This is a genomic window from Arthrobacter sp. NPDC092385 (assembly GCF_044755105.1).
GTDB lineage: Bacteria > Actinomycetota > Actinomycetes > Actinomycetales > Micrococcaceae > Arthrobacter_D.
The window spans coordinates 190,268-213,116 of record NZ_JBIVQL010000004.1 but is presented as its reverse complement, the minus strand read 5'-3'; the positions used below and the strand labels follow the sequence as shown (position 1 = coordinate 213,116).

19 protein-coding genes are annotated in these 22,849 nt (G+C 69.9%); 4 read left to right on the top strand and 15 right to left on the bottom strand.

Annotation, left to right across the window (positions count from 1 at the left end; genetic code table 11):
• Positions 1-101 precede the first annotated feature (101 nt).
• From ACIQCY_RS07345 to ACIQCY_RS07330, 4 genes are all read right to left on the bottom strand, one after another.
• A complete protein-coding gene (locus ACIQCY_RS07345; RefSeq protein ID WP_400483238.1) occupies positions 102-1,472 on the bottom strand; it encodes a M16 family metallopeptidase in 1,371 nt (456 codons plus the stop codon).
• Positions 1,473-1,577: 105 nt separating this feature from the next.
• Positions 1,578-3,836 (bottom strand): polyribonucleotide nucleotidyltransferase, encoded by a 2,259-nt coding sequence (locus ACIQCY_RS07340; RefSeq protein WP_400483309.1) that lies wholly within the window; start codon positions 3,834-3,836, stop codon positions 1,578-1,580.
• 362 nt (positions 3,837-4,198) lie between these two features.
• A complete protein-coding gene (rpsO, locus tag ACIQCY_RS07335; RefSeq protein WP_087072138.1) occupies positions 4,199-4,468 on the bottom strand; it encodes a 30S ribosomal protein S15 in 270 nt (89 codons plus the stop codon).
• A gap of 103 nt (positions 4,469-4,571) precedes the next feature.
• Positions 4,572-5,567 carry a bifunctional riboflavin kinase/FAD synthetase gene (locus tag ACIQCY_RS07330; RefSeq protein WP_400483237.1) on the bottom strand — a complete coding sequence of 332 codons (996 nt, stop codon included), beginning with the start codon at positions 5,565-5,567 and terminating at the stop codon, positions 4,572-4,574.
• 272 nt (positions 5,568-5,839) lie between these two features.
• Between ACIQCY_RS07330 and ACIQCY_RS07325 the strand changes: the two genes are divergently transcribed.
• Positions 5,840-7,795, top strand: a complete 1,956-nt coding sequence (locus ACIQCY_RS07325) for a hypothetical protein (RefSeq protein WP_400483236.1) — start codon at positions 5,840-5,842, stop codon at positions 7,793-7,795.
• On the opposite strand, the gene ACIQCY_RS07320 is transcribed toward ACIQCY_RS07325, so the two are convergent.
• The 4 genes from ACIQCY_RS07320 to truB all read right to left on the bottom strand — a co-directional run bounded on the left by ACIQCY_RS07320 (position 7,792) and on the right by truB (position 10,374).
• Positions 7,792-8,493, bottom strand: coding sequence for a DUF4345 domain-containing protein (locus ACIQCY_RS07320; protein ID WP_400483235.1), 702 nt, complete (start codon positions 8,491-8,493; stop codon positions 7,792-7,794). The two genes, ACIQCY_RS07325 and ACIQCY_RS07320, sit on opposite strands and share 4 nt — an antisense overlap.
• Before the next feature lie 130 nt (positions 8,494-8,623).
• Positions 8,624-9,079, bottom strand: a complete 456-nt coding sequence (locus tag ACIQCY_RS07315; protein ID WP_400483234.1) for a hypothetical protein — start codon at positions 9,077-9,079, stop codon at positions 8,624-8,626.
• A gap of 20 nt (positions 9,080-9,099) precedes the next feature.
• Positions 9,100-9,468: a hypothetical protein gene (locus tag ACIQCY_RS07310; RefSeq protein WP_400483233.1), complete on the bottom strand. Its 369-nt coding sequence runs from the start codon at positions 9,466-9,468 to the stop codon at positions 9,100-9,102.
• A gap of 3 nt (positions 9,469-9,471) precedes the next feature.
• On the bottom strand, positions 9,472-10,374 hold the full coding sequence (gene truB, locus ACIQCY_RS07305) for a tRNA pseudouridine(55) synthase TruB (protein ID WP_400483232.1): 903 nt from the start codon (positions 10,372-10,374) through the stop codon (positions 9,472-9,474).
• A 120-nt stretch (positions 10,375-10,494) separates the two neighbouring features.
• Here truB and ACIQCY_RS07300 point away from each other — a divergent pair, with 120 nt between their 5' ends.
• Positions 10,495-11,676: a pyridoxal phosphate-dependent aminotransferase gene (locus tag ACIQCY_RS07300; RefSeq protein WP_400483231.1), complete on the top strand. Its 1,182-nt coding sequence runs from the start codon at positions 10,495-10,497 to the stop codon at positions 11,674-11,676.
• Positions 11,677-11,883: 207 nt separating this feature from the next.
• Here the strand turns inward: ACIQCY_RS07300 and rbfA are convergent, their stop codons facing one another.
• The 5 genes from rbfA to rimP form a co-directional block, all read right to left on the bottom strand.
• Positions 11,884-12,321, bottom strand: a complete 438-nt coding sequence (gene rbfA, locus ACIQCY_RS07295) for a 30S ribosome-binding factor RbfA (RefSeq protein ID WP_400483230.1) — start codon at positions 12,319-12,321, stop codon at positions 11,884-11,886.
• A gap of 111 nt (positions 12,322-12,432) precedes the next feature.
• On the bottom strand, positions 12,433-15,408 hold the full coding sequence (infB, locus tag ACIQCY_RS07290; RefSeq protein ID WP_400483229.1) for a translation initiation factor IF-2: 2,976 nt from the start codon (positions 15,406-15,408) through the stop codon (positions 12,433-12,435).
• A 124-nt stretch (positions 15,409-15,532) separates the two neighbouring features.
• On the bottom strand, positions 15,533-15,982 hold the full coding sequence (locus ACIQCY_RS07285) for a YlxR family protein (RefSeq protein ID WP_400483228.1): 450 nt from the start codon (positions 15,980-15,982) through the stop codon (positions 15,533-15,535).
• A gap of 41 nt (positions 15,983-16,023) precedes the next feature.
• Complete coding sequence (gene nusA, locus ACIQCY_RS07280) at positions 16,024-17,013, bottom strand: transcription termination factor NusA (RefSeq protein ID WP_400483227.1); 990 nt, start codon at positions 17,011-17,013, stop codon at positions 16,024-16,026.
• A 10-nt stretch (positions 17,014-17,023) separates the two neighbouring features.
• Positions 17,024-17,653: a ribosome maturation factor RimP gene (gene rimP, locus ACIQCY_RS07275; RefSeq protein WP_400483308.1), complete on the bottom strand. Its 630-nt coding sequence runs from the start codon at positions 17,651-17,653 to the stop codon at positions 17,024-17,026.
• Positions 17,654-17,740: 87 nt separating this feature from the next.
• On the opposite strand from rimP, the gene ACIQCY_RS07270 reads away from it, so the two are divergent.
• Together ACIQCY_RS07270 and ACIQCY_RS07265 are read left to right on the top strand one after the other, a co-directional pair.
• Positions 17,741-19,027, top strand: a complete 1,287-nt coding sequence (locus ACIQCY_RS07270) for a DUF4439 domain-containing protein (protein WP_400483226.1) — start codon at positions 17,741-17,743, stop codon at positions 19,025-19,027.
• On the top strand, positions 19,020-20,177 hold the full coding sequence (locus ACIQCY_RS07265) for an aminoglycoside phosphotransferase family protein (RefSeq protein ID WP_400483225.1): 1,158 nt from the start codon (positions 19,020-19,022) through the stop codon (positions 20,175-20,177). The genes ACIQCY_RS07270 and ACIQCY_RS07265 overlap by 8 nt, the downstream gene beginning before the upstream one ends.
• Before the next feature lie 27 nt (positions 20,178-20,204).
• On the opposite strand, the gene ACIQCY_RS07260 is transcribed toward ACIQCY_RS07265, so the two are convergent.
• Together ACIQCY_RS07260 and ACIQCY_RS07255 are read right to left on the bottom strand one after the other, a co-directional pair.
• Positions 20,205-21,020, bottom strand: coding sequence for a sulfite exporter TauE/SafE family protein (locus ACIQCY_RS07260; protein WP_400483224.1), 816 nt, complete (start codon positions 21,018-21,020; stop codon positions 20,205-20,207).
• A 6-nt stretch (positions 21,021-21,026) separates the two neighbouring features.
• Positions 21,027-22,826 (bottom strand): proline--tRNA ligase, encoded by a 1,800-nt coding sequence (locus ACIQCY_RS07255; RefSeq protein ID WP_400483307.1) that lies wholly within the window; start codon positions 22,824-22,826, stop codon positions 21,027-21,029.
• Positions 22,827-22,849: the final 23 nt, after the last annotated feature.

Here is a 22,849-nt window from a genome sequence, read left to right as displayed (position 1 = left end):
CGAGGCTCTTCGCGTGGGTATGTTCGAACATTCCCAGGCGGCGGACACCGTGCGAGGGATGGTCCGAGCGGCCGTCGTCGGGGTACGGGACCGCGCCGCACCTACTGTGCGAAGTCGGCCTCGGAATCGAACGGTCCGACGACGACGGTCGTCCGCGGCGCGGCGGCCAGCTCCCGTGCCAGCGACTGCACCTCGCCGGCGGTGACGGAGCGGATGCGGTCGAGCGACCCGTCCATGTCGACGAATTCGCCCGAGACGAGCTCGGACCGGCCGAGCCGGGACATCCGCGAGCTGCTGTCCTCGAGCGCCATGACCAGTCCTCCCGAGAGCTGTCCGACGGCCTTGCGCAGCTCCTCGGCGTCGATGCCGTCGGCCGCGAGCCGGTCCAGTTCCGCACCGAGCAGCTCGATGACCTGGCCCGTCTTGGCCGGGGAGCACCCCGCATACATGCCGAAGTAGCCGGCGTCGGCGTAGGCCGCCGAGAACGAGTAGGTTGAGTAGACCAGGCCCCGCTTCTCGCGGATCTCCTGGAACAGCCGCGAGGACATCCCGCCGCCGAGGACGGCGTTGAGGACGCTCATGGCGAACCGGCGCTCGTCCGTGGCGGTGAGCGACGGGCAGCCGATGAGGATGTTGGACTGCTCCACGGCCCTGCGGATGACGTGCGTACCCGTGACGCCCTGCACAGGGACCTCGGCGGTGGAGCGCCGCGCCACGGGAAGGGCACCCTCGTCGAGGGTCCACCCCGCGGCCTCGAGCGCTTCCTGCACGAGGCGGCACACGACGTCGTGGTCGAGGCCGCCCGCAGCGGTGACGACCAGCTCGGCGGGCGCGTAGTAGCGGCGGTAGTGTGCGAGGACGGATTCCCGCGGCACCGCCCGGATCGCCTCCGGTGTACCGCCGATCGGGCGGCCGAGGGGGTGGTCCCCCAGCACCAGTTCGACGAACCTCTCGTGCGCCACGTCCGCCGGGTCGTCGCTGTCCATCGCGATCTCCTCGAGGATCACGTCGCGCTCCTGCTCGAGCTCCTCCGGATCCAGGACGGCCGAGGTGACCATGTCCGCGATGACGTCGATGGCCATGGGCAGGTCTGAGTCGAGGACCCGCGCGTAGTAGCAGGTGTTCTCCTTCGCCGTGGCCGCGTTCGATTCCCCGCCGACCTCGTCGAAGGCCGAGGCGATGTCCATGGCGCTGCGGCGTGCGGTGCCCTTGAACAGCAGGTGTTCGAGGAAATGGGTGGAGCCGTGCTGGCCCTCGGCCTCGTCCCGGGAGCCCACCCCCACCCAGAAACCGATGGTCGCCGAGCGCTGCCCGGGCATCATCTCGGTCAGCACGCGGACACCACCGGGCAGGACGCTGCGGCGGACGACGTTGCCGCCGGGATCACCGGCGACGAACGTGGGGTCTGCTTCACCACCGACGGCGTGGGGGGTCGGCAGGAGCGGAAGGGACACTACGGAGGACAGGGACATCCTGGACTTTCTGGTGGTTCGGGAAAGGCAGACGGCCCCGGCGCCGACCGATTCGATCGGTAGGCGCCGGGGCCGCAGGGTGCTCAGGACGAGCGGGTCACGAGACTACTCGGCCTCTGCCACCTCGGGCAGCTCGATACCGGCGTCCTCGGAGGAGTCTCCGGCCTCGTCGGCGACGACCGGCGAGAGGGAGAGCTTTCCGCGGTCGTCGATCTTGGTGATCTCGACCTGGACCTTCTGGCCCACGGACACGACCTCGTCGACGTTGTCGACGCGCTTGCCACCGGCGAGCTTGCGCAGCTCGGAGATGTGCAGCAGGCCGTCCTTGCCGGGGGTCAGCGAGACGAAGGCGCCGAAGGTCGTGGTCTTGACGACCGTGCCCAGGTAGCGCTCACCGATCTCGGGGACCTGCGGGTTGGCGATGGCGTTGACCGCCGCGCGCGCAGCCTCGGCCGATTCCCCGTTCGTGGCGCCGATCAGCACGGTGCCGTCGTCCTCGATCGAGATGTCGGCTCCGGTGTCCTCCTGGATCTGGTTGATCATCTTGCCCTTGGGGCCGATGACCTCGCCGATCTTGTCCACGGGGATCTTGACCGAGATGATCCGCGGTGCGAACTCGGAGAGCTCGTCCGGGGTGTCGATCGCGGCCTGCAGGACGCCCAGGATGTGCAGGCGTGCCTCGCGTGCCTGCTTCAGCGCCGCTGCGAGCACCGACGCGGGGATGCCGTCGAGCTTGGTGTCGAGCTGGATCGCCGTGACGAACTCGGACGTACCGGCGACCTTGAAGTCCATGTCGCCGAAGGCGTCCTCCGCGCCGAGGATGTCGGTCAGGGCCGCGTAGCGCGTCTGGCCGTCCACGACGTCGGACACGAGGCCCATGGCGATACCGGCGACGGGTGCGCGGAGGGGAACACCGGCGTTGAGCAGGGACAGCGTCGAGGCGCAGACCGAGCCCATCGACGTCGAACCGTTGGAGCTGAGGGCCTCGGACACCTGGCGGATCGCGTACGGGAATTCCTCGCGGGTCGGCAGGACGGGCACGAGTGCGCGCTCGGCCAGTGCTCCATGGCCGATCTCGCGGCGCTTCGGCGAACCGACGCGGCCGGTCTCACCGGTGGAGTAGGGCGGGAAGTTGTAGTTGTGCATGTAGCGCTTGCGCGTGACGGGTGACAGCGAATCGATCTGCTGCTCCATCTTGAGCATGTTCAGCGTGGTGACACCCATGATCTGGGTCTCTCCACGCTCGAAGATCGCCGAACCGTGGACGCGCGGCAGGACCTCGACCTCGGCGGTGAGCTTGCGGATGTCGCTCAGGCCCCGGCCGTCGATGCGGACCTGGTCCTTGAGGATGCGCTGGCGGACGACAGCCTTGGTCAGCGAGCGGAATGCTGCGGACAGCTCCTTCTCGCGTCCCTCGAACTGGCCCCCGAGTGCGTCCATCAGTTCGGACTTCAGGGCGTCGGTCGCGGTGCCGCGCTCCTGCTTGTCGGCGATCTGGAAGACCTGCGCGAGCTTCTCGGCACCGGCGGACTCGATGGCGGCGTAGACGTCGTCCTCGTAATCGAGGAAGACGGGGAACTCGACGGTCGGCTTGGCGGCGCGGCCGGCGAGATCCGCCTGCGCCTCGCACAGCGCGCGGATGAAGGGCTTCGCGGCCTCGAGGCCGTCGGCGACGACCTCCTCGGTAGGAGCGGTCGCGCCGTTCTCCTTGATCAGGGTCCACGAGTTGTCGGTGGCTTCCGCCTCGACCATCATGATCGCGACGTCGTCGCCTGCGATCCGACCGGCGACGACCATGTCGAAGACCGAGTTCTCGAGCTCGGAGTGCTTCGGGAAGGCGATCCACTGGTCGTTGCCGCTGCCGTCGGAGACGAGGGCCACGCGGACGCCGCCGATCGGACCCGAGAAGGGCAGGCCGGAGAGCTGGGTGGACATCGACGCCGCGTTGATCGCGACGACGTCATAGCGGACGTCCGGGTTGATCGCGAGGATGGTCACGACGACCTGGACCTCGTTGCGCAGGCCCTTGACGAACGCGGGGCGCAGCGGGCGGTCCATGAGGCGGCAGGCCAGGATGGCCTCCGTGGACGGACGGCCTTCGCGGCGGAAGAACGAGCCGGGGATGCGGCCCGCGGCGTACATGCGCTCTTCGACGTCGACGGTCAGCGGGAAGAAGTCGAAGCCTTCGCGCGGCTGCTTGCCGGCCGTGGTGGCCGAGAGCAGGGCGGTGTCCTCGTCGATGTAGACCATGGCGGAGCCTGCGGCCTGCTGGGCGAGGCGCCCGGTCTCGAAGCGGACGGTGCGTGTTCCGAAGCGACCGTTGTCGATCACTGCTTCGGCGAACTGAATTTCGGGACCCTCCAAGAGAGTCACCTCCGTTTCCTGGTATCGGAGGCGATCGGCACCCGTCGTGGGCCGTCCCTCGTGGACGGGCCACAGCACCCGGTCTTCGATCGAGACCCACGGACCCGCCGTGCAGGCGCTCCGGAGATCACTACCGAGGACCGCGAATGCGTGGTGCCGATCGACTCCTGTTGTGCGTTGGGTACTTCTATGCTGTCAGGTCGTGCTGGTGCTGCTGGTCGTGCACTTCGGCCTTGCGGCGGGCTGGTCCACCTGCCTCGGGCCGCTGATCTTGCGGGGGCGGCCCCGGCATTCGGCCGGTTCCACCTCCAGCAAGAAGGCGGCCCCCCTCCCGTGGAGAGGATGCCGCCTTCCGATGCTACTTATCGACGCAGACCCAGGCGCTCGATGAGCGACCGGTAACGCGTGATGTCGGTGTCCCGCAGGTAGTCCAGCAGGCGACGACGGCGACCCACGAGAAGAAGCAGTCCACGACGCGTGTGGTGGTCGTGCTTGTGCATCTTCAGGTGCTCGGTCAGGTCGAGGATACGACGGGAAAGCATCGCGATCTGCACCTCGGGTGAACCGGTGTCACCTTCGGCCAGAGCGTATTCCTTGATGATTTCCTGCTTGATGGCGGCGTCAAGGGCCACGAGTAACTCCTAGAGTTGTACCGTGAACATGTGCTGAGCATCGCTTGCGCGAGGACACAGAAAAATTCAGCCACCACGGACTGCAGCCGAATCTCCTCCGAGTTTAGCGTCTGGCCGGTTGTTCTGTCGAAAGCAGCTCCCGGGCCCGGTCGACGTCGAGCTTCATCTGCTCGATCAGGGCCTCGGGTCCGGTGTAGGCGACCTGGCCGCGTAGCCGCTCCACGAACTCGACGACGACCGCCTGCCCGTAGAGGTCGAAGTCCTGAACGCGCTCGGGAGGACGGTTGATGACGTGCGCCTCCACCTGGCGGTCGACGCCGTCGAAGGTGGGATTCGAGCCGACCGAGATCGCGGCCGGCCATCTCGTGCCCGCCTCGTCGACGAGCCAGCCGGCGTAGATGCCGTCCGCGGGGATGAACCCCTGCGAGGAAGCGGCGAGGTTGGCGGTGGGATACCCGAGTTCCCGTCCGCGCGCCGCTCCGTGCACCACTTCGCCCCGCATGCGGTGGTGGCGGCCCAGCACGCGCGCCGCGGTTCCCACGTCACCGGCCTCGAGCGCTTCCCTCACCCAGGTCGACGAACACCGCCGGTCACCGTCGGCGGCGGTCGCGTCCATGGGGTAGCTGGCGCCGAAGTCGTCGATCGCGATGACCTCGAAGCCGAGCTTCCGGCCGAGCTCCCGCATGGTGCCGATGTCCCCGCTGTTGCCGCGGCCGAACCGGACGTCGTGTCCGATGACCACGGCCTTGGCCTTCAGCGCGCGGACGAACACGCGCTCCACGAATTCCTCCGCCGAATCCGCGGCGAGGTCGAGGGTGTAGTGCATCATCAGGAGCGCATCGATGCCCGTCCCGGACAGGGTCTCGACGCGGTCGTCGAGGCCCATGATCAGTTCAGGGGCTGTGTCGGGCCGGTGGACCTGCGCTGGGTGAGGATCGAAGGACACGACCACGGCGGCGGCTGATCGCTGCCGCGCTGCCTCGACGACCTGCTGCAGCACGCGCTGGTGGCCTCGATGCACGCCGTCGAAGTTACCGAGTGTCAGGACGGAGGGCCCGAAATCCTTGGGCACACTGTCCAGGTCTCTCCAGTAGAACACGCATCTCCTTCGCGATTCGGCCGGTTCCCGCGACCCGGGATGTGGGTCCGGCAGGTTGGTGGCCGCTCCCATTATGGCCGAAACCGCTGGCGTGGACGTCATCGGGCGCCCCGACCGCGGGGCTTCCCCGGTGTCCACTGCTCCTCCACATCCGGGGTCTCGTCCCGGAGGTGCGGAGGTTGTCCACATAGGCGTCCAGGGGCTCTCGTCCCCGATCCGCCGCGACCAGCATCGAGGAGTCAGATACCCGAAGACCCGAACGGTAGTAGCCCATGCGCATCCTGCACCCCGGTCCAGCACGCCACCTGTCCGTCCCACCGCCCGCCGTGCACGCGCTCCGTCCCGGATCCGCTCCGGCCCCGCGGCACACGAGCGTGGCGGAGCCGAGGGGGCGGGTTCCGGCCATCAGGACCGCCCTCGCGCTGGCACTCGCCCTCCTGCTGGGCCTCACCGGCCTTGCGCCGGCCGCAGCGGGTCCGGTCTCCGACGGCTGGCACACCGGCGCAGGCATCGCCGGAACGGGGTACTTCGTGGGGCAGCACCGGAACGCGGAGGGGGTGATCGCCTACTGCACCGACTTCGAACGCTTCTCCCCCGACAAGGCATCGGGCTACGGCGACGGGAGCACCGGACCGTTCATCCGGAGCGATGGATCGGCGCTCTCCTCCGGGGACAACGCGGTCCTCGCCTTCGTGCTGGGACGCTGGGGGGCGACGGCGGACAACGACGAGGCCGCAGCGGTGCAGCTCGCCGTGTGGTCGCTGACCGCAGCCGGCATGGGCTGGGAGAGTCCTGCGATGTCGGACTTCATCCGGGCCCGGAGGCTGCCGCCCGGTGTCGAGGCCAGTGCCAGGTCCATGGTGGAGCAGGGCCGCGCCGAGGCCGGTTCGTACAGTATCTCCGCATCCTTCTCGCCGGAGGGGCCGGGCGGGCACGTCAGCGCGGCCGTGGTCTCGGCCGACGGAGCCGCACGGCCCGGGCAGAAGGTGCAGGCGGTCGTCGAGGGCGGCACGTTCCAGGACGGTTCCACGACGGCGGAGTGGACGAGCACCGCCGACCCCCACGTACTCCCCGTCGCGCGGACAGGATTTCAGGCGGGACGCGTCAGGATCACGGCGTCCTCCGTCCCCGCGGCGAACGCCGCCTGGCTGGCGCCGCGTGAACAGGACGTACAGCGGCTCGTGGTGGCGCCCGTCTCCGCCGAGGCCGCGGCGTCCGTGGACCTTCCCGCGCCCGGCCGCTTCGCGCCGGAGGTATCGACGGTGACCTCCGCGACCCGCACGGCGCCCGGCACGGCCGTACACGACGTGCTGGACGTGTCGGTCGCCGCCCCCGGGCAGTGGCTGGTGGACCCGGCAACTGCCCGTCCCGTCGGGCTCGACGTGGTGTCGACCCTGTGGGGGCCACTGCCCTCGGCGCCGGTGGAGGGTGCGACGGTTCCGAGCGGCACCGCTTCCGTGGGCACGGTCACGACGGCGATCGCCGGCACGGGAAGCTTCCGGACCACCGCTCTCACCGTGCCCAGCGCCGGCTACTACGCATGGACCGAGAGCATCGACCCCTCGACCGCGAGGCCGGCGGCTGCAGCACCGTTCATCGCGCCGTGGGCCGGCCCCTACGGCCTGCCCCTCGAGACCACACTGGTGCCGTGGCAGCCGGCCCTGTCGACGAAGCTCTCCCGGTCCTCGGCCCTCCCGGGTGCGGTCGTGCAGGACACCGTGACGGCCGAGGGCTTCAACCCCGATGACGACGGCGGCACGGTGCAGCTGACGATGTACGGTCCCTTCGTGGAGTCGCCCGTCGAATCGTCCGCCATCCCGGTCGACGCCCCCGTCCATTCCGAGGTCAGCGTGCCCGCCACCGACGGCTCCACCATCTCCGGCGACTTCGCACCCCTGGACGAGCCGGGGTGCTACACCGTCGTCGCCGTGTTCGAGGGAAGCACCGACGAGGAGCCCTTCACCTCCGCCTTCGGCATCCCCGAGGAGACCGTCTGTGTCGAAGCACCCCCGGTCACGTCGCCGTCACCCGCATTCGCACCCGCACCCGCACCCGCTCCGGCCGCGGCTCCGCCCGCTCCGGTTCGTCCGGTCGTCGCAGCACCGCGCGGAGGGCCCCAGCTGGCAGCAACGGGCATCAGTGCCGGGGCGACGGGCGGCATCGCGCTGATGACCCTCGGCCTCGGGATGGGGCTGAGGGTCGCGGCGCGGCGGCGCGGGAAGCGCTAGCTGCGCTGTGCGAATTCCTGGCGCAGATCGCTCGTCTTGGCGATGTACTTGTGCCAGACGAGCAGAGCCGGCGGGAAGGCCAGCTCCACCACCATGAGGACGATCAGCACGTAGTTCGGCGTCCCGGAGAAGGCCCAGGACAGGACGCGCCCGATGCCGCCGACGAACACCATGAGGCACACCAGCCAGAGCATGTTGGCCCACTGGAACTTGATGGCGATCGTGATGAAGGCGGCCCCGACGCCCACCATCATGGCCGCGAAGAACCGGAACTGGCTCTCCAGCGTCGGGTTGACCGGGTCGGCCTCCGTGTCCGGCAGGCCTGCCGTTCCGAGGATCAGGTAGTAGGCACCGAAGCCCGCGATGACCAGCCCGACGAGGACGACGACCGTGCGGAAGACATTCCAGTCACCGCCCGAGGCTGCGCCCTTCCCGGCTTTCTTGCCCCGGGCCCTGTCCGTGGTGTCCTTGCTGGTCGTGCTGGTCGTGCTGGTCGTGCTGTCACCGGAGGCGCTGGTGCTGGCGGGACCGCGACCCGCTGCGGTCGTGCCCGCACCGGACACGTCCGCCGGGCGCAAGGTCCCGCCGGCGTCGTGGGCCGGGGTGCCGGAAGGCGTTCCATCGGGGCGACGGCGCTCGGACGGCCGTGCGGCGCCCTCTGAGGCGGAGTTGTCGTGCTCGGGGCTGTTGCTGGTCATGTCGCTCCCTGGAGGCAGGCTGGATCGATGCTCTAGCGCCATACTCTCACGGTGTGGAGTGCCGCCGGATGCCGATTCGGTGCCGGTCCCGGCAGGGTGCGTGCAAGCGCCGGCCGGGGGCGTCAGTGCGTCAGCTCGCCGGACGGACCGGTCGGTTCCTGGCCAGCCACACCAGCCCGAGGATCGGGAGGAGGAGGGGGACGAAGCCGTAGCCACGGCCGAACGCCGACCACACGGTCTCGCTCGGGAAGGCCCGCGCGTCGAAGATGCTGAGGAGCCCCACCGCCACGACTCCCACCAGTTCGGTGGTCACCGCGACCACGGACACCTTGAAGGCCCGCGTACCGGCGCGGGCGAGGGACACCGTCGCCACGATGTAGACGATGGCCGCGACGGCCGACAGGAGGTACGCGAGGGGCGCTTCGTGGAACTTCGTCGCGATCTGGAAGGCCGCGCGAGCCGTCGCAGCCAGCGCGAAGACTCCGTAGACGGCGATCAGGAGGCGGCCAGGACCCGTAGCGCGACTCGTCCGGGTCGCATCGAGTGCGGCGTCCGATGCGCCTCCGTCAGGACGCTCAGTCGGCATCCTGCCATTGGTTCGACGCCTCACAGGCCGGCCACCCCATCCCAGATCTGTTCCATACGGAAGAGCATGACGAAGACCGTCACCCCGGCCGCTGCCAGCACGTAGTTGCTCCAGCGTGTCTTCTCGAGGATGGACCACCAGAACGCCCCTACCGGAACCAGGAGCGCCGTGAGGAGGTAACCCCAGAATTCCCACGCCTCCCCCAGCACGGGTTCGCCCGCCACCTGGCGGATCACGGCCCCCACGGCATATACCACCAGGAAGAGCTCCACGGCGGCCGTGGACAGGATGGTGATGTCGTTCGGGGGTCGGCGGAGGAGTGCGGCACCGACGCACAGGAGGGCGGAGACTCCACAGACCAGTACCCCGATGAGGAGAAACGCATCCATCGGCTACTCCTTCCCGCCCGGGGCGAAGACGAGGGCGGTGCGGGCGGCTCCCCCGCGGTTCTCCAGCAGCGCGACGAGGGTGCCATCGGGCGCGAACGCCGCGACGGGTCCAGCCGGCTCCGTACTCGGACCGATCTTCCGGCCGTGCGACACATCAGCGGCTTCGGCGTCCGACAGTTCCCGTACCGGGAACAGCGCCCGGCCGGCATCGTCGAGCGAGAGGACGTCCAGGCCCTCGGCGAGCTGCTCCAGGGTGCGCGCCTGCTCGATGGAGTAGGGCCCCACCTGTGTCCGGCGGAGCGCCGTCAGGTGACCGCCGACGTCCAGCGCCTGCCCGAGGTCCCGGGCCAGGGCACGGATGTAGGTCCCGGAGCTGCACTCGACCGTCACGTCGACGTCCTGGAGTCTCCCGTTGCTGACCCGGCGGATCGCGTGGATGTCGAAGCGGTGGATGGTCACGGGCCGCGCCGGAAGGTCCACTTCCTCGCCCGAGCGAACCCGGGCGTAGGACCTCTCGCCCTTGACCTTGATGGCGCTGACACTGCTCGGCACCTGCTGGATCTCGCCCGTGAGGGCGGCGACCGCCGTGCGGATCTCGGCTTCGGTCACGGCGGCGGCGATGCTGCCGCCCGTGACCTCGCCCTCGGCGTCGTCCGTGATGGTGGACTGCCCCAGCCGGATGGTCGCGGTGTAGGTCTTCGAGGTCCCCACGATGAAGGTGAGCAGGCGCGTCGCGCGGTTGATGCCGATCACGAGGACCCCGGTGGCCATCGGATCGAGCGTCCCTGCATGGCCGACCTTGCGGGTTCCTGCCAGGCGACGCATACGTCCCACGACGTCATGACTGGTCCAGCCCTGAGGCTTGTCCACGATAATCAGCCCTGAGTGGACCTGCCCGGAATTCACGCCTCCCAGTATATGGGCCGCGGCCGTGCATCCCCTGTCCCGGGACCGACACCGGAGCAGGGAGCTACCGCCGCAGTGCTGCGGCAGCCCCGCAGGGCAGCCCGCGATAGCATCCTGCATATGCCCACCGTGCCAGCCCATGTCTCGAACGTCCCGGTCAACCAGATCCGCGAGATCACACAGGCGGCCTGGGCCACTCCCGACTCCATCGTCCTCAGCATCGGCGAGCCGGCGTTCCCCGTCGCCCGGCACGTGCTCGAGGCGGGCATGGCGGCACTCGACCGGGATGACACGAACTACACGCCCAACGCCGGCATCGCCCCGGTGCGGGCCGCCTTCGCCCAGCGGTTCGCGCGCCTGTCCGGCGTCGAGGAGGATCCCTCGCGTGTCTTCATCGTCGCAGGGGCGCAGCAGGGCCTGCACCTGGCGCTCAGCACGCTCATCGGAGCAGGCGACGAGGTGCTCGTCCCCGACCCTGGCTACCCGACGTTCACCATGACGGTAGGCCTCCTCGGAGGAGTACCGGTGGCCTACCCGCTGGTGCCGCACCACGGCTTCCAGCCCCGCGTCGAGGACCTGCGGGAACTCGTCACGGAGCGGACGAAGGTCCTTATGCTCAACTCACCGTCGAACCCCCTGGGCTCGGTGTTCGGCCACGAGCTCACGCGCGAGCTCGTCCGGTTCGCGCACGCGCACGATCTCTGGATCATCTCCGACGAATGCTACGAGGCCTTCACCTACGACGTGCCGCACGTCAGCCCTGCACGGTTCGACGCCGGCGGTCCCGAGGCCGTGCCGGAGGCACACGAAGCCCGGGTGATCACCTCGCTCACGCTGTCGAAGACGTACGGCCTGACCGGCCTGCGGATCGGCGCCCTCGTCACGCCGCCGGGGATGGAGCCGCTCCTCAGCAACGTCATGGAGGCCTCCGTGTCCTGCGTCTCGGCGGCGTCGCAGTACGCGGGCCTCGCCGCGATCACCGGTCCGCAGGACTATGTCACCACGGCGCTGGCGCACTACCGCTCGAACCGGGACGCTGCCACGGCGGTGCTGGATCGGCGCGGCATCAGCTACCTCGACGCCAGCGGGGCGTTCTACCTCTGGGCCGACGTGTCACACGCGACGGGAGGCGATGTCAGGGCCTGGACCGCCACCTTCCTGGCGGAGAGCGGCGTGGCGCTCGCGCCGGGCACGGCCTTCGGTTCCATGGGCGAGGGCTGGGTCCGCATCGCGCTCTGCGGCAGGACCGACGAACTCGTCGAAGGACTCTCGCGGCTCCCCGCCCCGGCGCCCCGCACCTGATCTCCAGGCGCCGAGGACGACAGCTGCACCGGAGGCGCCGGCACTCGGTCTCCCCGACGCCGCGAGGGACCGCGACGGCACCGAAGGGACCCGAAGGGACCCGAAGGGACCCGAAGAGGCCGCGATACCAGAGACGCCGGAATGCCAGAGACGCCGATGGCAGCCGACCGGGAGGTCGACTGCCATCGGCGTCTCGCAAGGGGCGGGCTAGCGTCCCGCCTCGTCCTCGTCGGACACACGGTACGGATCCGCGTCCCCGGCGAAGTCCGCTCCCTGCGCGATCGCTGCCACTTCGGCGTCACGCTCGCGGGCCTTCTGCAGCAGCTCCTCGAGGTGGCTGGCGTTCACCGGCACCTCGTCGGGAACGAACTCGAGGGTCGGCGTCAGCCGTGCGGTGATGTTCTTGCCGACCTCGGAGCGCAGGACGCCGCGGGCCGATTCGAGCGCCGTCCGGGTGGCCTGCTGCTCGTCCGCATCTCCCAGCACCGTGTAGTACAGGGTTGCGTGCTGCAGGTCGTTGGTCACCCGTGCGTCCGTGATGGTCACGGCTTCGAGCCGGGGGTCCTTCACACGGCGCCGGAGCGCCTCGGCGACGATGACTTTGATGCGCTGCGCGAGGCGCGCGGCGCGGGCCGGATCTGCCATTGCTGATACTCCTACGAAAGCGGATGTGGTGGGGGAACCCGCAGGCGGGTTCCGGCTGTGCGACGAGCACAGGCGCCCCCGGGAACCAGGGCGCCTGTGCCGACCGACGTGCTAGACGCGGGGCTTCTCCCGCATCTCGAAGGTCTCGATGGTGTCGCCTTCCTTGACATCGTTGAACGAGCCGAGGCCGATACCGCACTCGAAGTCGGTGCGGACTTCGGTGGCGTCGTCCTTGAAGCGCTTGAGCGAGTCCACGGAGAGGTTGTCCCCGATGACCTTGCCATCGCGCAGGACGCGCGCCCTCGTGTTGCGTCGGATGATGCCCGAACGCACGATCGAACCGGCGATGTTGCCGAACTTCGAGGAACGGAACACCTCGCGGACCTCTGCGGTACCGAGCTGCACCTCCTCGTACTCAGGCTTGAGCATGCCCTTGAGGGCGAGCTCGATATCGTCGATCGCGGCGTAGATGACCGAGTAGAAGCGCATGTCGACGCCTTCACGCTCGGCGAGGTCCGCGACGCGCTCCGCCGGCTTCACGTTGAAGCCGATGATGATCGCGTTGTCGACCGTGGCCAGGTTGACGTCGTTCTGCGTGATCGCACCGACACCACGGTGGATGACGCGCAGCTGCACGCCCTCTCCGACGTCGATCTTGAGCAGCGAGTCCTCCAGGGCCTCGACGGCACCCGACACGTCACCCTTGAGGATGAGGTTGAGGGTGTCGACCTTGCCTTCGGCGACGGCCTGGTCGAAGTCCTCGAGGCTGATGCGCTTGCGGCGCTTCGCGAGGGCCGCGTTGCGGTCCGCCGCTTCGCGCTTCTCGGCGATCTGGCGACCGGTGCGCTCGTCGTCGGTGACGAAGAACGTATCGCCCGCGCGGGGCACGTTGGACAGGCCCAGCACCTGGACGGGACGCGACGGCCCCGCCGTGGTGACGACGTCGCCGTTCTCGTCGAACATCGCACGCACACGGCCATGGGCCGTACCGGCGACGATGGTGTCGCCGACGTGCAGCGTTCCGGACTGGACCAGGACGGTTGCAACCGCACCGCGACCCTTGTCGAGGTTCGCCTCGATCGCGATGCCGCGTGCATCCTTGTTCGGGTTGGCCCGCATGTCGAGCGCGGCGTCGGCGGTGAGCAGGACGGCCTCGAGGAGGTCATCGATGCCCATGCCCTGCAGCGCGGAGACGTGCACGAACATCGTGTCGCCGCCGTACTCCTCGGGTACCAGTCCGTACTCGGTGAGCTGGCCCTTGACCTTGTCCGGGTTCGCGCCTTCCTTGTCCATCTTGTTCACGGCCACGACGATCGGCACGTTGGCCGCCTGCGCGTGGTTCAGCGCCTCGACCGTCTGCGGCATGACGCCGTCGTCGGCCGCGACGACCAGCACGGCGATGTCCGTGACCTTCGCACCACGGGCACGCATGGCGGTGAACGCCTCGTGGCCCGGGGTGTCGATGAAGGTGATGGCCCGCGTGCTGTCCTCGTGGACGTGCTGGATCTGGTAGGCACCGATGTGCTGGGTGATGCCACCGTGCTCGCCCTCGACGACCTTGGTGTTGCGGACCGCGTCGAGCAGTCGCGTCTTACCGTGGTCGACGTGGCCCATGACCGTGACGACCGGCGGACGCGCCTCGAGCTGCTCGTCACCCTCGGCTTCGAGCTCGGCATCGAAGTCGATGTCGAAGCTGCTGAGGAGCTCGCGCTCCTCGTCCTCGGGCGAGACGACCTGGATTTTGTAGCCCAGCTCGGTACCGAGCACCTCGAAGGTGTCCTCGTCCAGCGACTGCGTTGCCGTGGCCATCTCACCGAGGTGGAAGAGCACGGTGACCAGTGCTGCGGGGTTCGCCTCGATCTTGTCGGCGAAGTCCGTGATGGACGACCCGCGGCGCAGGCGCACGATGGTGTTGCCGTCTCCGCGGGGTACGCTCACGCCACCCAGCGAGGGAGCCGACATCTGCTCCAGTTCCTGCCGCTTCGCACGCTTCGACTTGCGCTGCTTGCCGCGACCGGCTCCACCCTTGCCGAAGGCACCGGCGGTGCCGCCGCGTCCGCGGCCGCCCTTGCCGAAACCGCCACCGGCGGGTGCTCCGCTCGGACTGGCAGGTGCTGCTCCACCGGGTCCGCGACGCGGCCCGGCTCCCGCGCCCGGCGCTCCGCGGCCGGGGGCTGCGGGACGCTCGGTGCGGTTGGGCATCATGCCGGGAGTGGGACGTGAGCCCGGGGCTCCACCGGGACGGGGAGCACCCGGACGGGGTGCACCGGGACGGGGTCCACCTGCACCGGCGGCGGGACGCGGCCCACCTGCACCGGCAGCGGGGCGGGGTCCGGCCGGACCGGCGGCGGGACGCTGCTGCGCATCGTCACGACGACCGGGACGAGGCATGCCCTGGGACGGTGCGAACGGGTTGTTGCCCGGACGCGGCGGGCGCTCCGAGGTGCGGTCCGCGCCACGATCCGAGTCTCCACGGCGGGAGCCCATGCCCTGGGACGGTGCGAACGGGTTGTTGCCCGGACGGGGTGCGCCACCGGGACGGGCGCCCGATGGGCGCGTCGTTCCTGCAGACGGAGCCGCGGGGGGCGTCGCGGGACGGGGAGCAGGGCGCGTGCCCGGCGTCGCGCCGTCCTGCTGGGCGTCCTGCGGGGCAGGTGCCGGTGCGTCCTGTGCTGCCGGGGCAGGAGTCTCCGCGGGAGCGGAACCGTTCGAGAACGGTGACGCCTGCGGAGCAGCCGGTGCAGCCGGTGCAGCCGGTGCAGCGGGCGCCGGAGTGGACGGTGCGGCAGGTGCGGCCGGGGCTGGTGCCTCGGGAGCAGCCTGGGCGGCGCCCGGCTTCGGACCCGACGGCGCGGGCGCGGCGGGACGTGACGGGGCGGGGGCCGCGGGACGTGATGGGGCTGGGGCGGCGGCGCTCTTGGTGGCGCCGGCGTCGGGGAATGCGCCGCGAAGTTTCTTCACGACGGGGGCCTCAATGGTGGAAGAGGCTGAACGGACGAATTCGCCCAGTTCCTGCAGTTTCGCAACTGCGTCTTTCGAGGTTATACCGAGCTCTTTCGCGAGCTCGTGTACGCGGACCTTGGCCACATTTCTCCTGTCTCGGTCCGCACCGAGTCAGGCACGAACCGTCTATTTCCTACTGCTGATCCCGGCCGCGAGGGCGGCCGGCAGATCGAATGCAGAGCGCAACGGATTGGTCATCGTTGCGCACTCATCGCTGGGTTCTCATCGGGTTTCCATGAGGGTACTGACCCGCTTTCAGGGAGGACGGTGGTGAATCGGAGCGTTCATCTCGACGCTCCAGGAGTGCCTGGAAGTCCGCTGCGAAGTCCGCAGTGTCCACCGGCCGGCGGAAGGCCCTGTTGAAGGCTTTCCGTTTGACGGCCGTTTCCATGCATGCCGGGTCGGGGTGCAGCCAAGCACCCCGTCCGGATAGCCGGTGCCGCTCATCGATGACGGCGACATCCTGTCCGTCGATCGCTCGTGCAACAACCCGCATCACGTGTGACTGGCGGTCCCGCCGGCGGCATCCCACGCAGGTGCGTATCGGATGAGTGTCCTCCGGCTGGTACCCGGACTCTTCTCGATGAGCAGAGTTTTCTCGATGAGCAACGTCTTCTCGATGAGCAGAGTCTTCCGGGCGCGACTCGACAGCAGTCATAGCTATTCTACCCCTTCCGGGTCCGCAGGCGGACCGGCGGCTCAGCTCTTGGCTGCCGGTGCCGGCTGCGCGGCGTCGGACACGATGTCGATCCGCCAGCCGGTGAGCTTGGCAGCGAGGCGGGCGTTCTGGCCCTCCTTGCCGATCGCGAGGGACAGCTGGTAGTCCGGCACGACGACGCGGGCCGACCGCGTCGCCTCGTCGGTGATCGTCACCGAGGTGACGCGGGACGGCGAGAGCGAACTGGCGATGAACGAGGCGGGGTCGTCGTTGTAGTCGACGATGTCGATCTTCTCGTCGTTCAGCTCGTTCATGACGGCGCGGACGCGCGTGCCCATCTCGCCGATGCAGGCCCCCTTGGCGTTGACGCCGGGGACGTTCGCCTTCACCGCGATCTTGGTGCGGTGTCCGGCTTCACGTGCGAGGGCGACGATCTCGACCGTCCTGTCGGCGATCTCGGGTACTTCGAGTTCGAAGAGTTTCCGGACGAGCCCCGGGTGCGAGCGGGACAGGGTGATGGAGGGGCCCTTCATCCCGCGGTGCACGTCGACGACGAACGCGCGCAGCCGGGTGCCGTGGAGGTACTTCTCCCCCGGCACCTGCTCGGGCGGCGGCAGCACTGCCTCGACCGAGCCCAGGTTGACCTGGATCATGTGCGGATTGGTGCCCTGCTGGATCATGCCGGCGACGAGTTCGCCTTCCTTGCCGCGGAACTCACCGAGGATGTTGTCGTCCTCGGCGTCGCGCAGGCGCTGGAGGATGATCTGCCGGGCGGTACTGGCGGCGATGCGTCCGAAGCCGCTGGGCGTGTCGTCGAACTCCCCGACGGACTCGCCGTCGTCGTCCTTCTCTGTGGCCCAGATGGTGACGTGGCCGTTGCGGCGATCGAGTTCGGCGCGCGCCGTCTCGTGCGCTCCGGGCGTGCGGTGGTACGCGATCAGCAGTGCCTGCTCGATCGTGGGCACCAGCTTGTCCAGCGGGATCTCGCGTTCGCGTTCGAGGAGCCTCAACGCGCTCATGTCAATGTCCATGTGGTTCTCCTTAGGCGTGGTGCACGGCGCCGGAGATGTCCGGATCGGCCCCATCGCTGTTCTCGTGGTGTTCATCCTCAAGATGCGCGAATTCGACCTGCACGGTCCCCTTGCGGATCTTGGAAAAATCGAGGGCGAGCGGATCGCCCTGCTTCGGCTTCATGCCCTTCTTCACCGGCATCTGCGGGATCAGCCGGATGCCCGTCGACGTGACCTCGAGGAGCCGGCCGAGGACGGCGTCGCCGGTTGCCGGCTTCACCTCGACCATGCGTCCCACGTTGCGGCGCCAGTGCCGCGGCTCGGTGAGCGGTCGGGAGACGCCGGGCGAGGAGATCTCGAGGTTGTACGGGCGGTCGTCGTCCTCGGGGTCGCTGTCCATCGCGGCCGAGAGGTCGGTGGAGATGGCGGAGATCACATCGAGACCGACGCTTCCGGAGGCGTCCTCGGGCAGGTCGACGACGACGTGGACGGTGCGGTGGGAGCCGGCGACCTTGATGTCGACGTCCTCGAGGTAGAGGTTGTGTTGCTCCACCACGGGTTGCAACCTGGTCCGCAGGCGCTGCGCTTCGGCCTGCAGTTCGGCCTCGAGGGCCGATTTGCGGGTCGAGGCATGTTTTTCGTTCCCGGACCGGACCGCCATGGCTGCCTCCCACTCGATGATGTTGTCCTTCAAGAGTACCGATATTCCAGGGCACCGGGTGTATGGCCCGGTGAAAGCCGGACTGCCATGGCATCATCGGGAACTGTGATGATGCGGGGTCGGGCAGGCGGGCAGCAGGTGCGGGGCGGGCGCGCCGCCTCGGCTGCCGCGCGCGTGGTGCGCTGGTCCGCGGCGCTGATCGGCCTCTTCCTCGTGGTGCTCCTCGTGGCCGGCATCGGGACGGGCCTCAGGACTCCGGAACCGGAGGCGCCCGCCTACTCGGCGTCCGAACAGGCACAGCTCGACGCCGAGGGGCGCTTCCGCACGCTGGCTGCCGATGCGCGGGCAGCAGCCGCAGCAGACCCGGCACGTGCCGAGCGGCTGGCAGCCGTGGCGGCGGACCTCGACGTGCAGGCTGCCGCCGTCGCCCTGCCGCGCTCCCCCGCCTCGGCGGACGCGACGGACGCGGGAATGACGCCCGACGCCGGTTCATCCACAGCCTCCGCCCCGGGCGGACCGGCTGACCCACCTGACTCCGGCGACCCGACCGCGTCACCGGTGGACGGAGCACGCGTGCTCGCCCTGCTGCGTGACAGCTCCCTCCGCAGCCTGCGTGACGCCGTCGGTGCCGAACCCGGCGCAGCGCGTGTCCTAGCGGCCTCGGGCGTGAACCAGTGGCGGCACGCGGTGCTCCTCGGCCAGGTGCTCGGCGCGGAGACCGACCTTCCGTCCGCCGACGCGCTCCCTCCCGCGGACCTCGCCGCAGGAACGGGCCTGTTCGGCGAGCCCGCCGCTGTGCTGCCCTCGCAGCCGGCAGCTGGCGGGGTGGGCGAGGTCGGAGCACGGGTAGGAGCGCCGGACGAGTGCGCCGGGACTCCCCTCGGCCCCGATGCCGACCGGCAGGCCCTCCTGAACGCCCAGGCGGCCGAGGACCGGGCACGCTACGGCTACGAGGTCGCCGCGGCGCTGCTCCCGGACGCCGAAGGTGCCCTCGCCCGGTCGGCGGCCCACCGGGCGGCCGGGGTCGCCGCCGCACGGCTCCTCGTCCGGTTGTGCGCCGAACCCGGCCCGGCTCCGGCCGGATTCTCGATCGCACCCGCCTTCCGTGCCGATCCCGCCGGTGCCCTGCGCGAGCTCGAACAGGACCATGCCGCCCTCTACGCGGGTCTCGTCCCCACCGTCGGTCCGGAGGTTCGGCCCTGGGCCATCGCGTCCTACAACGCCGCCGCACAGCGCAGCCTCGACGACGGAACGCCCCTGGAAGCGCTGCCCGCGCTTCAGGCGGGCGTCGCAGGGACGGCGGACGTCGCTCCGGCATCCGCTGCCACCGGGGGCCCGGACGCGCCGGCACCGACGGAGCAGCCCGATGAGTAGCGGCGGACCCGCGACGGACGAGCCGCCGGGAGGAGCCGACGCCGGCGGTCGGGACAGCAGTACCCGCACCGGGCCGCGCACTTCTTCCCACGCCGTCGGCGACACTCGTCCGGGAATCAGCGCGAGTCCGGTGATCGGCGCGAGCACGTCCGTGCCCCTCCCCGACCTGCCACCCCGCCTCGTGCGCAGTGCACGGACCATCGACGGCGGAGCCCGGTGGACGCGCGAATGGCGCGCGCTGCTGGCCGCCAGGCTCGAGGCGTGGGACCTCGAGCTCGACCTCCGGCCCGGACAGCCCGCCTGGGCGGGGCAGTGCGCCGTCGTCGTGCCCGTGATGGGACGCGGTGGCGGCGAACCGTCCGCCGCCGTCCTGAAGCTCACCATCCCGCACGACGAAGCCCTCACCGAGCCCGATGCCCTGGAGCTGTGGAACGGGACGGGCGCGGTGCGGCTGCTCGCGGCGTCGCGCCCCGACTACGCGTTGCTGCTGGCACGCCTCGACGGGGACCACTCGCTGCGGGACGTGCCGCTCGACGAGACCCCGGAGCCGTGGGCGGAGGTCCTCCGCCAGCTGTCGATGCCTCCCGGCGACAGCGCCCTGTGGGCCGCTTTCCCGCACCTGGCGTCCGACGCCGAGCAGTGGACGGACACCCTCCCCGCGCGGTGGACCGAACTGGGCGAGCCCTTCCCCCGCTGGCTCATGGAGGCCGCGCTCGAGGTCTGCCAGTCGCGCGGGATCGTCGGGCGGCGCTCGGAGCGCGATGTGCTCGTGCACTCCGACCTGCACTACGACAACCTCCTGCCGTCCTCGCCGGGCCAGCTGCGCCGGTTCACGGCGATCGACCCGAAGCCGGTCCTCGGCGATGCCGAGTACGCCGTGGCGCCGATGCTGTGGAACCGGCTGGGGGAACTCGATCGCGGCGATCCCGCCGGTCACCTCCGCGCGCACTGCTCCGCCCTCGCCACGGCTGCCGGGCTCGACGCCGCACTCGCCGCCGGTTGGACGGTGGTGCGCGAGGTGCGCAACGCGCTGTCCTACCTCGGGCACGGCCGGTCGGGTGACGCGCAGCGGTCGCTGTGGGTGGCGAGCTCGGTCCTGGGGCGGACGCTGGACGGCCTGCCGGCGGCCAGGGACCTGCCGGCTCTCTAGCGGTGCCCCGGACGCACCGTCAGCGGGTCACGCCGCCGCGGCCATCAGTGGGCGGATGTTCTCGATCCACACGTCGTACCCGAGCTTGAGGATCAGGGCCCCGACCACGGCGAGGAACACGATCCGGATGAACCTGCTGCCCTGGCTGATGGCCATCCGCGATCCGGTGTAGCCACCGGCCATGTTCGCGACGCCGAGCAGCAGCCCGAGGCCCCAGAGGATGGAGCCGTTGGGCAGGAAGAACATCAGCGCCCCGAAGTTCGTGGCCATGTTCACGATCTTCGCCTTCGCGCTGGCGCCGAGGAAGTTGTAGCCGAGCAGCGTGACCATCGCGATGATGAGGAACGAGCCCGTACCGGGCCCGATCAGTCCGTCGTAGAAACCGATGACGAGCCCGATGGCCGCCGCCGTCCCGTAGTGCCGGCCCCCCTGGTGCCGCAGTCGGGTCAGCGTCCCGACGGACGGCTTCAGCGCCGTGAACACCGCGACGGCGACGAGCGCCACCACGATGACGGGCTTGAAGACCGACGACGGCAGCGACGCGGCGAGGATCGCCCCGCCGAAGCTGCCGAGAAGGGCCACACCCGCCATGGGCAGGGCTGTCCGCAGGTCCGGGTGGGCCCTCCGGTAGTAGGTGACGGCACTCGTCGTCGTCCCGAAGATCGATCCCAGCTTGTTCGTCGCCAGGGCCTCCACGGGCGTGATGCCGGGCACCAGCAACAGCACCGGCAGCTGGATCAGCCCACCCCCTCCCACGACGGCGTCCACCCACCCGGCGGCGAACCCGGCGACGAGCACCAGCAGGATCGTCGCGAGGTGCAGCTCCTCGAGTCCCGAACCCACCGTGGCCTAGTGTGCGGTGAGCTCGCGCAGCAGCGCGGCGGCCTCGCCGACCGCGACGTTCTGCGCCTCGCCCGTCCGGCGGTCCTTGATCTCGAGGACGCCGTCCGCGAGGCCGCGGCCGACGACGACGATGGTGGGCACGCCGATGAGTTCGGCGTCGCCGAACTTCACGCCGGGAGACACCTTGGGCCGATCGTCGTAGATCACGGTGAGGCCGGCCGACTCGAGGTCCGCGGCGAGCTTCTCCGCGGCCTCGAACACCTCGGTGCCCTTGCCCGTCGCGACGATGTGGACGTCGGCGGGAGCGACGTTACGGGGCCAGATGATGCCGCGGTCGTCGTGGTTGGACTCGGCGAGGGCCGCGATGGCACGCGTGACCCCGACGCCGTAGGACCCCATGGTCACCGTGGCGAGCTTGCCGTTCCGGTCCAGGACCTTCAGCCCGAGTGCGTCGGCGTACTTGCGGCCGAGCTGGAAGATGTGGCCCATCTCGATGCCGCGTGCGGCGATGAGCGGTCCCGAGCCGTCGGGTGCCTCGTCCCCCTCGCGCACCTCGACGGCTTCGATGACGCCGTCCCAGGTGAAGTCGCGCGCCGCGACGAGCCCGAAGACGTGCTTCCCGTGCTCGTTGGCGCCCGTGATCCAGGAGGTCCCGGGAACCACGCGCGGGTCCACGAGGTACCGGAGTCCCGTGGACGCCTCGGCGCCGAGGACGGCACCCTCGAGCGTGAGGCCCGGGCCGATGTAGCCCTTCACGAGGCCCGGGTGCTTCTTCAGGTCCTCCTCGTTCGCGGCCTCCACGGCGACTTCGCCGCCCGTCTCGAGGTGGCCCGCGATGTTCGCCTCGATGCGCTTGAGGTCCACGGTGCGATCCCCGGGCACGGCGACGACGACGATCTCGCGCTCGCCCGTGGGCAGCACCGCGGCGAGCACCACGTTCTTGAGGGTGTCCGCGGCGTTCCAGGCGCGGTCCTCGCGGGGGGCCGAGGCGTTCGCGTGGTCCACGAGCGTGTCGATGGTGGGGGTGTCCGGGGTGTCGCGGACCTCCGCGGCCGGTGCGTCCGTGAAGTCGATCGCGTCGGGGACGACCGTCGTGACAGCTTCCACGTTCGCGGTGTAGCCCCCGGCGGACCGGACGAAGGTGTCCTCGCCGATGGGCGTCGGGTGCAGGAATTCCTCGCTCTTCGAACCGCCCATGGCGCCGGCGGTCGCCGTCACCGGCACCACCTCCAGCCCCAGCCGCTCGAAGATGCGCAGGTAGGCGCCGCGGTGCAGCTGGTAGCTCGCCTCCAGCCCCTCGTCGTCGATGTCGAACGAGTAGGAGTCCTTCATGATGAACTCGCGGCCGCGGAGAAGCCCGGCGCGGGGACGGGCCTCGTCGCGGTACTTGGTCTGGATCTGGAACAGGCTCACCGGGAGGTCCTTGTACGAGGTGTACAGGTCCTTCACCAGCAGCGTGAACATCTCCTCGTGCGTCGGCGCGAGGAGGTAGTCCGCGCCCTTGCGGTCCTGGAGCCGGAAGATGCCGTCGCCGTACTCGGTCCAGCGGTTCGTCGCCTCGTAGGGCTCCTTGGGCAGGAGTGCCGGGAAGTGCACTTCCTGGGCGCCGATGGCCTCCATCTCCTCGCGGATGACCGCTTCGACCCGTGCGAGGACCTTCAGTCCCAGCGGCAGCCAGCTGTAGATGCCGGGCGCTGCACGCCGGATGTAGCCCGCGCGCACCAGGAGCCGGTGGCTGGCGACTTCCGCGTCGGCTGGATCTTCACGCAGGGTGCGCAGGAAAAGGGTCGAGAGTCGTAAGACCACGCGGGTGTCCGTTCGTATCGGTA

Coding starts and splice junctions, on each gene's coding strand:
- ACIQCY_RS07345 (WP_400483238.1), bottom strand. CDS start 1,472: ATGTCCCTGTCCTCCGTAGTGTCCCTTCCGCTCCTGCCGACCCCCCAC.
- ACIQCY_RS07325 (WP_400483236.1), top strand. CDS start 5,840: ATGCGCATCCTGCACCCCGGTCCAGCACGCCACCTGTCCGTCCCACCG.
- ACIQCY_RS07320 (WP_400483235.1), bottom strand. CDS start 8,493: ATGACCAGCAACAGCCCCGAGCACGACAACTCCGCCTCAGAGGGCGCC.
- ACIQCY_RS07315 (WP_400483234.1), bottom strand. CDS start 9,079: ATGCCGACTGAGCGTCCTGACGGAGGCGCATCGGACGCCGCACTCGAT.
- ACIQCY_RS07310 (WP_400483233.1), bottom strand. CDS start 9,468: ATGGATGCGTTTCTCCTCATCGGGGTACTGGTCTGTGGAGTCTCCGCC.
- ACIQCY_RS07300 (WP_400483231.1), top strand. CDS start 10,495: ATGCCCACCGTGCCAGCCCATGTCTCGAACGTCCCGGTCAACCAGATC.
- rbfA (WP_400483230.1), bottom strand. CDS start 12,321: ATGGCAGATCCGGCCCGCGCCGCGCGCCTCGCGCAGCGCATCAAAGTC.
- ACIQCY_RS07285 (WP_400483228.1), bottom strand. CDS start 15,982: ATGACTGCTGTCGAGTCGCGCCCGGAAGACTCTGCTCATCGAGAAGAC.
- nusA (WP_400483227.1), bottom strand. CDS start 17,013: ATGGACATTGACATGAGCGCGTTGAGGCTCCTCGAACGCGAACGCGAG.
- rimP (WP_400483308.1), bottom strand. CDS start 17,653: ATGGCGGTCCGGTCCGGGAACGAAAAACATGCCTCGACCCGCAAATCG.
- ACIQCY_RS07270 (WP_400483226.1), top strand. CDS start 17,741: ATGGCATCATCGGGAACTGTGATGATGCGGGGTCGGGCAGGCGGGCAG.
- ACIQCY_RS07265 (WP_400483225.1), top strand. CDS start 19,020: ATGAGTAGCGGCGGACCCGCGACGGACGAGCCGCCGGGAGGAGCCGAC.